The following is an 11,022-nucleotide window of genomic DNA, read 5'->3' on the forward strand; positions in this document are numbered from 1 at the left end:
GTTGGTTCCTCATAACCCTGCTTTCAAACTTGCTTCGATAAATTGATCCAGGCTGCCGTCCAGCACCGCCTGCGTGTTGCGGGTTTCAACCCCGGTACGCAGGTCTTTGATGCGGGAGTCATCAAGGACGTAAGAACGGATCTGGCTGCCCCAGCCGATGTCGGACTTGTTGTCTTCCATCGCCTGTTTCTCAGCATTTTTCTTCTGCATTTCCAGTTCATAAAGCTTCGCTTTCATCTGCTTCATGGCCTGGTCTTTGTTCTTATGCTGGGAACGGTCATTCTGGCACTGCGTTACCGTGTTGGTTGGAATGTGGGTAATACGCACCGCCGATTCCGTACGGTTAACGTGCTGACCACCCGCACCGGATGCGCGGTAAACGTCAATACGCAGATCGGCCGGGTTGATTTCGATATCGATATCGTCTTTCACTTCCGGGTAAACAAACGCGGAGCTGAAGGAGGTATGACGGCGTCCGCCAGAATCGAATGGGCTCTTACGTACCAGGCGATGAACGCCGGTTTCAGTACGCAGCCAGCCGTAAGCGTAATCACCAATAATCTTAATGGTGATGGATTTCAGACCCGCGACTTCACCTTCAGATTCTTCGATAATTTCGGTTTTGAAACCGCGCGCTTCTGCCCAACGCAAATACATACGCGCCAGCATGCTCGCCCAATCCTGCGCTTCTGTACCGCCAGAACCGGCCTGAATATCAAGATAGCAGTCGGCGCTGTCGTATTCGCCGGAGAACATACGACGGAATTCGAGCTGTGCCAGCTTCTCTTCCAGAACGTCGAGTTCTGCCACGGCTTCGTTAAAGGTTTCTTCGTCGTCGGCTTCTACAGCCAGTTCCAACAGACCAGAGACATCTTCCAGCCCCTGAGACATTTGGTCCAGGGTATCGACAATCGCTTCGAGAGAGGAACGCTCTTTACCCAGCGCCTGCGCGCGTTCAGGTTCGTTCCAGACGTCCGGCTGTTCCAGCTCGGCGTTTACTTCTTCAAGACGCTCTTTCTTGGCATCGTAGTCAAAGATACCCCCTAAGAACGTCAGAGCGCTCCGTGAGGTCCTGAATGCGGTTTTTTACCGGATTAATTTCAAACATGGTCTGTTTTCTTTTATGGGCTTGTCAAAATGCGGTGATAAGAGCGGGATTGTACCGAATCCACGCCCTTTTTTGTAGCTTTACTGACGCTAAATTGGCCAGATATTGTCGATGATGATCTGAAGGGAGCGGTTACCACGAAACTCGTTGATATCAAGCTTATAGGCCAGCTCAACCTCCCGCACGCCGTTGTCCGGCCAAATGGAGGTGTCAACGTTGAAGGCGATGCCGTCCAGCAGCGGGCCACCAGCGGCTGGCTCGACCATCACTTTGAGGTGACGTTCGCCAACAATTCGCTGTTGCAGCAGGCGGAAACGGCCATCGAACAGCGGTTCCGGGAACATCTGCCCCCACGGCCCCGCGTCACGCAGCATCTGGGCCACCTCCATGGTCATTTCAGCCGGTGAAAGCTCGCCGTCGGAGACCACTTCGCCCTGTAACAGTGCAGGGTCAATCCAGTCTGTCACCAGCTCGCCAAACAGCCGCTGAAACTCGTCGAACTTCGCCTCTTCCAGCGACAGGCCTGCCGCCATCGCGTGACCGCCAAACTTGATCATCAGACCCGGGTAAAGCGTATCCAGACGCTCCAGCGCATCGCGCATGTGCAGCCCCTGAATTGAACGACCGGAGCCTTTCAGCGTGCCGTCGCCCGCAGGGGCAAACGCAATCACCGGACGGTGGAAGCGCTCTTTGATGCGCGACGCCAGGATGCCGACCACGCCCTGATGCCACTCGGGATGGTACATCGCCAGGCCGCCCGGCAGCGTATCGCCGCTGCGTTCCAGCTTTTCACACAGGGTCAGCGCTTCGGCCTGCATCCCCTGCTCGATCTCTTTACGGGTCTGGTTCAGGGCGTCGAGCTCGTTCGCCAGCACGCGCGCCTCGCCGATGTTGTCGCACAGCAGCAGCGCGACGCCGACGGACATATCGTCCAGCCTTCCGGCTGCGTTAAGACGCGGCCCGAGGGCAAAGCCGAGATCGCTTGCCGCCAGCTTCAGCGGATCGCGGTTTGAAATTTCCAGCAGCGCCTTAATCCCCGGACGACACTTGCCCGCCCGGATGCGGCTTAAGCCCTGCCAGGTCAAAATACGGTTGTTGGTATCGAGAGGCACCACGTCCGCCACGGTACCCAGCGCCACCAGGTCGAGATATTCGGCCAGGTTAGGCACGGCAATCCCGCGCGACTCAAACCAGCCCTTATCGCGCAGCAGCGTTCGCAGCGCCAGCATCAGATAAAACGCCACGCCGACACCGGCCAGGGATTTCGACGGGAAATCGCAGTCGCGCAGATTGGGGTTAATGATGGCTTCGGCGGCAGGCAGGGTTTCCCCCGGCAGGTGGTGATCGGTAACCAGCACCGGGATCCCCAGCGCATGCGCATGATCGACACCCGCATGGGAGGAGATCCCGTTATCCACGGTCAGGATCATCTGCGCACCGCGCGCGTGAGCCTGATCGACCACTTCCGGGCTAAGACCGTAACCGTCTTCAAAGCGGTTTGGCACCAGATAGGTGACGTTATCGCAGCCCAGCGCGCGCAGGCTGAGCACGCTCAGTGCGGTACTGGTTGCACCGTCGGCATCGAAATCGCCCACCACCACAATCCGCGTCCCTTCCCGGAACGCGTTGTAGAGCATTTCAGTGGCCTTTTCGACGCCGCTTAGCTGCTGCCAGGGCAGCATACCTTTGACGCTACGCTCAAGATCGTCCGCCGTTCGCACACCGCGGCTGGCATAGAGCCGCTTCAGCAGCGGCGAAAGATCGTCAGGTAAATCAGCCGTGTCAGCCGCTTCGCGGCGGCGCAGTTTTATCGGAGCTTTCACGCGGATTATTTACCCGCAGTCTGTTTCTGGTGCGCGTCGAGGAACTCTTTCATCTCTTTTGGTCCCTGATAGCCCGGCACCACGTAGCCGTTGCTCAGCACGATGGCTGGGGTACCGGTCACGCCAAACTGCACGCCCAGCGCATAATGATTTGCGATATCAATGTCGCAGGAAGCAGGCTTAACGCCTTTGCCGTTCATGGCATCATCAAAGGCCTTGTTGCGGTCTTTCGCACACCAGATAGCCTTCATGTCCTGCTCTGGCTGGCTCTGCACGCCTGCACGCGGGAAGGCCAGGTAACGCACGGTAATACCCAGCGCGTTGTAGTCTTTCATCTCTTCATGCAGCTTGTGGCAGTAGCCGCAGGTGATATCGGTGAAGACGGTAATCACGTGTTTTTCCTGCGCCGCTTTATAAACGATCATCTCTTTTTCAAGCGCATTCAGGTTTTTCATCAGCAGCTGGTTGGTCACGTTGACCGGCTGCGCGCCGCTCACGTCATACATCGGCCCCTGAATGATGTGCTTTCCATCTTCGGTCACGTACAGCACACCGCTGTTGGTTAAGACGGTTTTCATTCCCGCAACGGGCGCGGGCTGAATGTCGCTGCTGGTGACACCCAGTTTCGTCAGAGACTGTTTGATGGCGGCGTCGTCAGCATGAGCAAAACCGGTAAATGAGGCTGCCAGCAGGGTGAACAGCGCAAAAGACTTTTTCATATTTAATCCTGTAACAATTCGTCGGCACTCACGCGCGTGGGTGGTGCTGTTGATGTAGCTGCCGCAGGCGTTCCGTCGCGACATGGGTATAAATCTGCGTCGTTGAGAGATCGCTGTGTCCCAACAGCATCTGCACCACGCGCAAATCAGCGCCGTGGTTTAGCAGATGCGTCGCAAAGGCATGACGCAAAACGTGCGGCGACAGCTTTTCGCTGTCAATGCCCGCCAGTGTGGCGTAATGCTTGATGCGATGCCAGAAGGTTTGTCGCGTCATCTGCTGCGCGCGCTGGCTGGGGAACAGCACATCGATAGAAACGCCATTCAGAAGCCACGGTCTGCCGTGCTCCAGATACGTCTCCAGCCAGTACACCGCCTCTTCACCCAGCGGGCCGAGCCGTTCTTTGTTCCCTTTACCTATCACGCGAACCACGCCCTGACGCAGGCTGATATCGCTCATCGTCAGGCCAACCAGTTCCGAAACGCGCAAACCGGTAGCATACAATAGTTCAAGCATCGCTTTATCGCGTAACTCCAGCGGCAGGTCAACAGCGGGTGATTGTAATAATCTCTCAACTTGCGCTTCGCTGAGATCTTTCGGCAGCCGCTGCGGAAGTTTAGGCGATGCCAGCAGCGCACTGGGATCGTCCGCCCGGATCTTCTCACGGTAGAGATGCTGGAACAGACGACGCATTGCGCTAAGCAGGCGTGCGGAGCTGGTGGCCTTGTAGCCACCGTCCATCCGCTCACCCAGCAGCGCCTGCAGGTCATCGCGTTGGACACTCTCAAGCGTCAGTTCCCGGTGTGCCAGCCATTCCACCAGCATGGTGAGATCGCGCCGATAGGCACTGAGCGTGTTCTCGGCCAGGTTTTTCTCCAGCCACAGCGCGTCGAGAAACTGTTCGATGAGTGCGAGATCCTTTTCCACATCAACCTCTTTGATTCTGCAATCAGGGCATTATGCCTGATTGCCATCGGTTTCTGGTACACTACGCGCAAAGTCAGAGTAAGAATTGAGAACGTTACGCGATGAATATTGGTCTTTTCTATGGTTCCAGCACCTGCTATACCGAAATGGCAGCGGAAAAAATTCGCGACATCATCGGCCCGGAGCTGGTGACGTTGCATAACCTGAAAGATGACGCCGTCGCGCTGATGGAACAGTACGACGTGCTGATCCTCGGCATCCCGACCTGGGACTTTGGCGAGATACAGGAAGACTGGGAAGCCATCTGGGATCAGCTCGATTCGCTCAACCTCGACGGCAAAATCATTGCGATGTACGGCATGGGCGACCAGCTAGGCTACGGCGAGTGGTTCCTGGATGCGCTCGGCATGCTGCACGATAAACTGGCACCGAAAGGCGCGACGTTTATAGGCTACTGGCCAACAGAAGGCTATGAGTTCACCAGCAAAAAACCGATTATCGCGGAGGGTCAGCTGTTTGTCGGGCTTGCCCTGGATGAAACCAACCAGTACGACCTCAGCGACGAACGCCTGGAAAACTGGTGCGAACAGATACTGGGTGAAATGGCCGAGAAGTTCAGCTAACGCGAACTTAGTCCTGCGTCGGTTGTTGCAACATCATCCGGCGCAGATCTCGCCACTCCGCAGCATCCATACTGTCGGCAGCCAGCCACAGGTGCTGGCGACGACCACCTTCAGGCTGACGCAGTCTCAGCATCATGCCAACGCTAAGCATCCACGGTGTACCGACGATCTCCCACTCTTTCCCCTGCCAGCGCAGACGGGAATCCATCAGCAGTTTGATTTCACCCTGACGGGCGTTGATCCGGCGCTGGCTGCGCACGCTATCAAAAACCACAAACGACAGCAGCAATAACCACAGCGGCGTATAGCTTAGCGGCCACGGCATCAGTAAAACAAAGGCCGCAACCAGGCCGTGGAGCAGTAATGACATCCACTGCGAGCGCCATGAGACGCGAAGATCAGATTGCCACAGGACCACGTTCCCGATTCCGTGTTTGAATTAATTGCACCATCCGTTGCAACTCGGTGTCGGCGGGTTTGCCGTGATTCATCAGCCAGTTGAATAAATCCGGATCGTCAGACTCAAGAAGGCGAACAAACAGGCGCTTATCGTCATCGCTTAAGCTGTCATACTCATATTCAAAGAACGGCATGATGGAGATATCAAGTTCGCGCATGCCGCGACGGCACGCCCAGTGAATACGGGCCTTGTTGTTAATATCCATGTTCTGTTTCCTGCATTACGTTTGGCACAGTCGGTATCCCGTTAGGTATTCATTATTTCTTTCCGGGAACAGTTGCTAGTGTAACGTGTTTTTGGCCGTTTCTTTACTGGAATATTGCAATCGCCGAGCCGGATTCCAGGATAACCACTCTAAAGACAGTGAATTACATTATTTTGCGTGCCGCTGCGCATAACCGCACGATGGCACGAATGGCGTGCTGAAAGCGCTTGCAATGGCTGTAGTCTCTTTTACCATTAGGCATTATCAAAGCGTTAAGCAATTCAGGATATCACTATGGCATTTACTCCATTTACCCCTCGCCAGCCCGCCGCCCCTGCGCGTCTACCGCTGACGCTGATGACTCTTGATGACTGGGCGCTGGCGACGCTTACCGGTGCCGACGCCGAAAAATACCTGCAGGGGCAGGTGACGGCAGACGTTGCGCAGCTGACTGAACACCAGCACCTGCTGGCAGCGCACTGCGATCCAAAAGGAAAAATGTGGAGCAATCTGCGCCTGTTCCGCCACCAGGATGGGTTTGCCTTAATTGAACGCCGCAGCCTGCGTGATGCCCAGCTGACCGAACTGAAAAAATATGCGGTGTTTTCCAAAGTCATCATCGCGCCGGACGACGAGCATGTTTTGCTGGGTGTGGCAGGTTTCCAGGCGCGTGCAGCGCTCAACAATCTTTTCAGCGAACTGCCGGATGCGGAAAAACAGGTGGTCAGCGAAGGTGAGACCTCTATTTTGTGGTTTGAGCATCCTGCCGAGCGTTTCCTGCTGGTGACGGATGTTGCCACCGCTGAGCGCGTGACCGAGGCCCTGCGCGGTGAAGCGCAGTTGAATAACAGCCAACAGTGGCTGGCGCTGAACATTGAAGCGGGTTTGCCCGTCATTGACGCGGTGAATAGCGCACAGTTTATTCCGCAGGCGACAAATATCCAGGCGTTGGGTGGCATCAGCTTTAAGAAAGGCTGTTACACCGGTCAGGAGATGGTGGCACGTGCAAAATTCCGCGGTGCCAACAAACGCGCCCTGTGGACACTGGCGGGCCGCGCCAGCCGCGTTCCGGAAGCAGGCGAAGATCTCGAGTTGAAAATGGGTGAAAACTGGCGCCGTACCGGCACGGTACTCGCCGCCGTTCAGCTGGATGATGGTCGTCTGCTGGTGCAGGTCGTCATGAATAACGATATGGAAGCCAACAGCGTATTCCGCGTGCGCGACGATGCCAATACGTTGAGCATTGAACCGCTGCCGTATTCACTGGATGAGTGATGCTGTATCGCCCGGTGGCGCTGCGCTTACCGGGCCTACAGTCCCGTAGGTCGGGTAAGGCGAAGCCGCCACCCGACAACAAACTACACCTGCCCCACATACAAATAAATCGCCAGGAAATGGCACACGCTGCCGCCGAGCACAAAGCCGTGCCAGATAGCGTGGTTATACGGAATGCGCTTGCAGACGTAGAAAATCACGCCCAGCGAGTAGACCACACCGCCCACCGCCAGAAGCGTTACGCCCCCAACAGCCAGCTTAATCGCCAGTTGATATACCACAATCAGCGACAGCCAGCCCATCGTCAGATAGGTCACCAGCGACAGCACCTTAAAACGGTGTGCGATGGTCAGCTTAAACAGGATCCCCAGCAGCGCCAGGCTCCAGATAACAATCATCAGGCCACGCGACAGCGGCGAGTTCAATCCCACCAGCAAAAACGGCGTGTAGGTGCCTGCGATAAGAAGATAGATAGCGCAGTGGTCAAATTTTTTGAGCCAGATCTTAGCCCGTTGATGGGGAATAGCGTGATACAGCGTCGAGGCCAGGAAGAGCAGGATCATACTCCCGCCATACAAACTGTAGCTGGTAATAGCCATCGCGCTGGCGTTGGTGTCCACCGCCTGCACCAGCAGTAATACTAAACCGACAATCCCAAAAACCAGGCCAATGCCGTGGCTTATGCTGTTGGCTACTTCCTCAGCCAGCGAATATCCCTGTGCGATTAATGGTCTGCTTACCATACTTAACTCCGGGAAAACAAAAGATGATTATTCATCGCCTGACTATGCTAACTGAGAATGATTCCAGTGAACACCTGTTAGCTAAAATAATTTCAACTATAAAAAATAACAATATAAATCATATATATACAACAATAACTCACCTAACATTTGTTCACATTTAAAATTAATTATTAAGAATCAAGGGTATAAAATTGAGTTATGCCGTCTGCCGGCATGTTATGATGAGAAAATGCTGTCTGAATGAGAGTTTTGCTGCCGTGAGTATGTTCACCCATTCCGCCGTTGCCAGTCTCAACAATCTTGAGATGATGGTCTACAACTACGTCATTAAGAACCGTGACAAAGTGATGTACATGACCATCCGCGAACTGGCGGACGCGGCTGGCGTCTCCACCACCACAATCCTGCGCTTTTGCCGCAAGCTGAACTGCGACGGCTACTCTGAATTCCGCGTGCGCTTTAAGCTCTATTTAGAGCAAAATGAACCGCAGCAGGCCAATTTTGGTGCCAGTGAAATTATCAGCTTCTTTAAAAGCGTCAACAATGAAGAGTTTGATGCGTTATTAGATGACGCTGTAGATATTATTTTATCTTCAGAACGCATTATATTTGTCGGAGCGGGCACATCCGGTTCACTGGCAAAATATGGCGCACGTTTTTTTTCAAATATCGGAAAATTCAGCAACCATATCGACGACCCTTATTTTCCCGTCACCAATGATATGGCAAAAAATGCACTGGCTATCGTGCTCTCCGTCTCGGGTGAAACCGAGGAGATCCTGCGCTTTGCCAGCCAGTTTAGCCTACACCATTGCAAGGTGCTCTCTATCACCAGTCACGAACACTCACGCCTGGCAAAGCTGGCGGACTTTAACCTCTCCTGGCATGTGCCTCAAACGCGTATTGCAGGCGTGTACGATATTACCACCCAAATTCCCGTCATCTATATTCTGGAATCGCTTGGGCGTAAGCTGGCGAAGAAATTAGCAGAATAAAACACCCTGTTTTTTTGATGTAACAAATCACATTGCGCACAAATTGTTATATCGTGACATTTAATTTCGCTTTGCTAGACTCGATTTCAATGAGTCCTGAATTGAGAAATAGCAAAGATGAAAAAACTGACCTTACCGAAAGATTTTTTATGGGGCGGCGCGGTTGCGGCTCACCAGGTTGAAGGCGGCTGGAATAAAGGCGGCAAAGGGCCAAGCATTTGCGACGTCCTGACCGGCGGTGCGCACGGCGTACCGCGTGAAATCACTCAGGAGGTGGTGCCGGGTAAATACTACCCAAACCACGACGCGGTAGATTTCCACGGCCACTACAAAGAAGACATCAAGCTGTTTGCCGAGATGGGCTTCAAGTGCTTCCGCACCTCCATCGCCTGGACACGTATTTTCCCGAAGGGTGATGAAACGCAGCCAAACGAAGAGGGACTGAAGTTCTACGACGACATGTTCGACGAGCTGCTGAAGTACAACATCGAGCCGGTCATCACCCTCTCCCACTTCGAAATGCCGCTGCACCTGGTGCAGGCGTACGGCGGCTGGACCAACCGCAAAGTGGTCGATTTCTTTGTGCGCTTCTCCGAAGTCGTGTTTGAGCGCTACAAAAATAAGGTCAAATACTGGATGACCTTCAACGAAATTAACAACCAGCGTAACTGGCGCGCGCCGCTGTTCGGCTACTGCTGCTCCGGCGTGGTCTATACCGAGCACGACAATCCGGAAGAGACCATGTACCAGGTGCTGCACCACCAGTTTGTGGCCAGCGCTCTGGCGGTGAAAGCTGCCCGTCGCATCAACCCGGAGATGAAAGTCGGCTGCATGCTGGCGATGGTGGCCCTCTATCCGTTCTCCTGTAAACCAGAAGACGTGATGTTCGCCCAGGAATCCATGCGCGAGCGCTACGTCTTTACCGACGTCCAGCTGCGCGGCTATTACCCGTCCTACGTGCTGAACGAGTGGGAGCGCCGCGGTTTCTCCATCAAAATGGAAGCGGGGGACGAGCAGATCCTGCGTGATGGGACGTGCGACTACCTGGGCTTCAGCTATTACATGACCAACGCGGTCAAAGCGGAAGGCGGCACCGGCGATGCGATTTCCGGTTTCGAAGGCAGCGTGCCGAATCCGCACGTCAAAGCTTCCGACTGGGGCTGGCAGATTGACCCGGTGGGTCTGCGCTATGCGCTGTGCGAACTGTACGAGCGCTATCAGAAGCCGCTGTTTATCGTGGAGAACGGTTTCGGCGCCTACGACAAAGTGGAAGAAGACGGCAGCATCAACGATGACTACCGCATCGACTACCTGCGCGCCCACGTGGAAGAGATGATGAAGGCCGTGACGTACGACGGCGTGGATCTGATGGGCTACACCCCGTGGGGCTGCATCGACTGCGTCTCCTTTACCACCGGTCAGTACAGCAAGCGCTATGGCTTTATCTACGTGAACAAGCACGACGACGGCTCCGGTGACATGTCCCGTTCCCGTAAGAAGAGCTTCGACTGGTATAAAACCGTGATTGCCAGCAACGGCGAAACGCTGTAATTCATCGCCCTCTCCTCGCACAGGAGAGGGCAAACCTCTTATCTCCCGGACACTTCTTTACAGCTTAAGCGTTGCCAAAAAACCTGCGCCCTATAAGATAAGCCTCGTGAATATTTGAGGCAAAGATGATCAAACGACAACGCAACGCTATCCTGCTTGTTGCCCTGGCCTGTCTGGTGGTGCTGATATGCACCGCCCAGCGGATGGCCGGGATGCACGCGCTTGTCATGAACGTCACCGCCGTAAGCCAGCCTGTCCAGCAGGGGCAGGAGAGCATCGACGCACCGGTCACGCCCTGTGAACTCAGCGCGAAATCGCTGATGGCCGTTCCGCCAATACTGTTTGAAGGTGCTCTCTTTGCCGTCACCCTGCTTCTTGCGCTGCTGGCCGCTAATCCGCCACGCCGCGAGCGGCTGTGGCCTCCCCGCGTTATCTCCCCGCCCCGATTACGGGTACATCTAAGACTCTGCGTCTTCCGTGAATGAGCATTCGCCTGACACATCAGGTTAATTCATCATTTACGGAGAAAATTTATGTTTACTGTATTCAGGCGACTGCTGGTCTGCCTGCTTTGGCTATGGCTGCCCCTCAG

Annotated in this window: 12 protein-coding genes; 5 read left to right on the forward strand and 7 right to left on the reverse strand. The window is 54.8% G+C overall.

Annotation, left to right across the window (positions count from 1 at the left end; genetic code table 11):
- Positions 1-9: 9 nt before the first annotated feature.
- The 4 genes from prfB to xerD form a co-directional block, all read right to left on the reverse strand.
- Positions 10-1,108, reverse strand: a protein-coding gene (gene prfB, locus ENTMO_RS0119850) for a peptide chain release factor 2 (RefSeq protein WP_108416304.1) whose coding sequence is annotated in 2 segments (ribosomal slippage) — positions 10-1,032 and positions 1,034-1,108 — 1,098 coding nt in all. Because the reading frame shifts where the segments join, the coding sequence is not laid out codon by codon here.
- A gap of 89 nt (positions 1,109-1,197) precedes the next feature.
- Positions 1,198-2,931, reverse strand: a complete 1,734-nt coding sequence (recJ, locus tag ENTMO_RS0119860; protein ID WP_010435310.1) for a single-stranded-DNA-specific exonuclease RecJ — start codon at positions 2,929-2,931, stop codon at positions 1,198-1,200.
- Positions 2,932-2,936: 5 nt separating this feature from the next.
- Positions 2,937-3,650, reverse strand: coding sequence for a bifunctional protein-disulfide isomerase/oxidoreductase DsbC (dsbC, locus tag ENTMO_RS0119865; RefSeq protein WP_010435313.1), 714 nt, complete (start codon positions 3,648-3,650; stop codon positions 2,937-2,939).
- A gap of 28 nt (positions 3,651-3,678) precedes the next feature.
- On the reverse strand, positions 3,679-4,575 hold the full coding sequence (gene xerD, locus ENTMO_RS0119870; protein WP_010435315.1) for a site-specific tyrosine recombinase XerD: 897 nt from the start codon (positions 4,573-4,575) through the stop codon (positions 3,679-3,681).
- A 101-nt stretch (positions 4,576-4,676) separates the two neighbouring features.
- Here xerD and fldB point away from each other — a divergent pair, with 101 nt between their 5' ends.
- On the forward strand, positions 4,677-5,198 hold the full coding sequence (gene fldB, locus ENTMO_RS0119875) for a flavodoxin FldB (RefSeq protein WP_010435318.1): 522 nt from the start codon (positions 4,677-4,679) through the stop codon (positions 5,196-5,198).
- A gap of 7 nt (positions 5,199-5,205) precedes the next feature.
- On the opposite strand, the gene ENTMO_RS0119880 is transcribed toward fldB, so the two are convergent.
- On the reverse strand, positions 5,206-5,616 hold the full coding sequence (locus ENTMO_RS0119880; RefSeq protein WP_010435320.1) for a protein YgfX: 411 nt from the start codon (positions 5,614-5,616) through the stop codon (positions 5,206-5,208).
- Complete coding sequence (gene sdhE / locus ENTMO_RS0119885; RefSeq protein WP_010435322.1) at positions 5,597-5,863, reverse strand: FAD assembly factor SdhE; 267 nt, start codon at positions 5,861-5,863, stop codon at positions 5,597-5,599. The genes ENTMO_RS0119880 and sdhE overlap by 20 nt, the downstream gene beginning before the upstream one ends.
- A 294-nt stretch (positions 5,864-6,157) precedes the next feature.
- Between sdhE and ygfZ the strand changes: the two genes are divergently transcribed.
- Positions 6,158-7,138 carry a tRNA-modifying protein YgfZ gene (gene ygfZ, locus ENTMO_RS0119890; protein WP_010435324.1) on the forward strand — a complete coding sequence of 327 codons (981 nt, stop codon included), beginning with the start codon at positions 6,158-6,160 and terminating at the stop codon, positions 7,136-7,138.
- An 83-nt stretch (positions 7,139-7,221) separates the two neighbouring features.
- Here ygfZ and trhA read toward each other — a convergent pair whose 3' ends face one another.
- Positions 7,222-7,881: a PAQR family membrane homeostasis protein TrhA gene (gene trhA / locus ENTMO_RS0119895; protein ID WP_003863433.1), complete on the reverse strand. Its 660-nt coding sequence runs from the start codon at positions 7,879-7,881 to the stop codon at positions 7,222-7,224.
- 266 nt (positions 7,882-8,147) lie between these two features.
- Here trhA and ENTMO_RS0119900 point away from each other — a divergent pair, with 266 nt between their 5' ends.
- The 3 genes from ENTMO_RS0119900 (at position 8,148) to ENTMO_RS0119910 (ending at position 10,915) form a co-directional block, all read left to right on the forward strand.
- On the forward strand, positions 8,148-8,879 hold the full coding sequence (locus tag ENTMO_RS0119900) for a MurR/RpiR family transcriptional regulator (RefSeq protein WP_010435329.1): 732 nt from the start codon (positions 8,148-8,150) through the stop codon (positions 8,877-8,879).
- Between the two features lie 117 nt (positions 8,880-8,996).
- Positions 8,997-10,430 carry a 6-phospho-beta-glucosidase BglA gene (gene bglA, locus ENTMO_RS0119905; RefSeq protein ID WP_010435332.1) on the forward strand — a complete coding sequence of 478 codons (1,434 nt, stop codon included), beginning with the start codon at positions 8,997-8,999 and terminating at the stop codon, positions 10,428-10,430.
- Between the two features lie 125 nt (positions 10,431-10,555).
- Positions 10,556-10,915, forward strand: coding sequence for a hypothetical protein (locus tag ENTMO_RS0119910; protein ID WP_010435334.1), 360 nt, complete (start codon positions 10,556-10,558; stop codon positions 10,913-10,915).
- Positions 10,916-11,022 lie beyond the last annotated feature (107 nt).

The organism is Enterobacter mori LMG 25706 (genome assembly GCF_000211415.1).
In the GTDB taxonomy this organism is placed as follows: domain Bacteria; phylum Pseudomonadota; class Gammaproteobacteria; order Enterobacterales; family Enterobacteriaceae; genus Enterobacter; species Enterobacter mori.

Excerpts from the sequence above, each read along its gene's own strand:
- ENTMO_RS0119900 (WP_010435329.1), top strand. The coding sequence starts at position 8,148 with ATGTTCACCCATTCCGCCGTTGCCAGTCTCAACAATCTTGAGATGATG.
- sdhE (WP_010435322.1), bottom strand. The coding sequence starts at position 5,863 with ATGGATATTAACAACAAGGCCCGTATTCACTGGGCGTGCCGTCGCGGC.
- dsbC (WP_010435313.1), bottom strand. The coding sequence starts at position 3,650 with ATGAAAAAGTCTTTTGCGCTGTTCACCCTGCTGGCAGCCTCATTTACC.
- fldB (WP_010435318.1), top strand. The coding sequence starts at position 4,677 with ATGAATATTGGTCTTTTCTATGGTTCCAGCACCTGCTATACCGAAATG.
- ygfZ (WP_010435324.1), top strand. The coding sequence starts at position 6,158 with ATGGCATTTACTCCATTTACCCCTCGCCAGCCCGCCGCCCCTGCGCGT.
- ENTMO_RS0119910 (WP_010435334.1), top strand. The coding sequence starts at position 10,556 with ATGATCAAACGACAACGCAACGCTATCCTGCTTGTTGCCCTGGCCTGT.
- trhA (WP_003863433.1), bottom strand. The coding sequence starts at position 7,881 with ATGGTAAGCAGACCATTAATCGCACAGGGATATTCGCTGGCTGAGGAA.
- bglA (WP_010435332.1), top strand. The coding sequence starts at position 8,997 with ATGAAAAAACTGACCTTACCGAAAGATTTTTTATGGGGCGGCGCGGTT.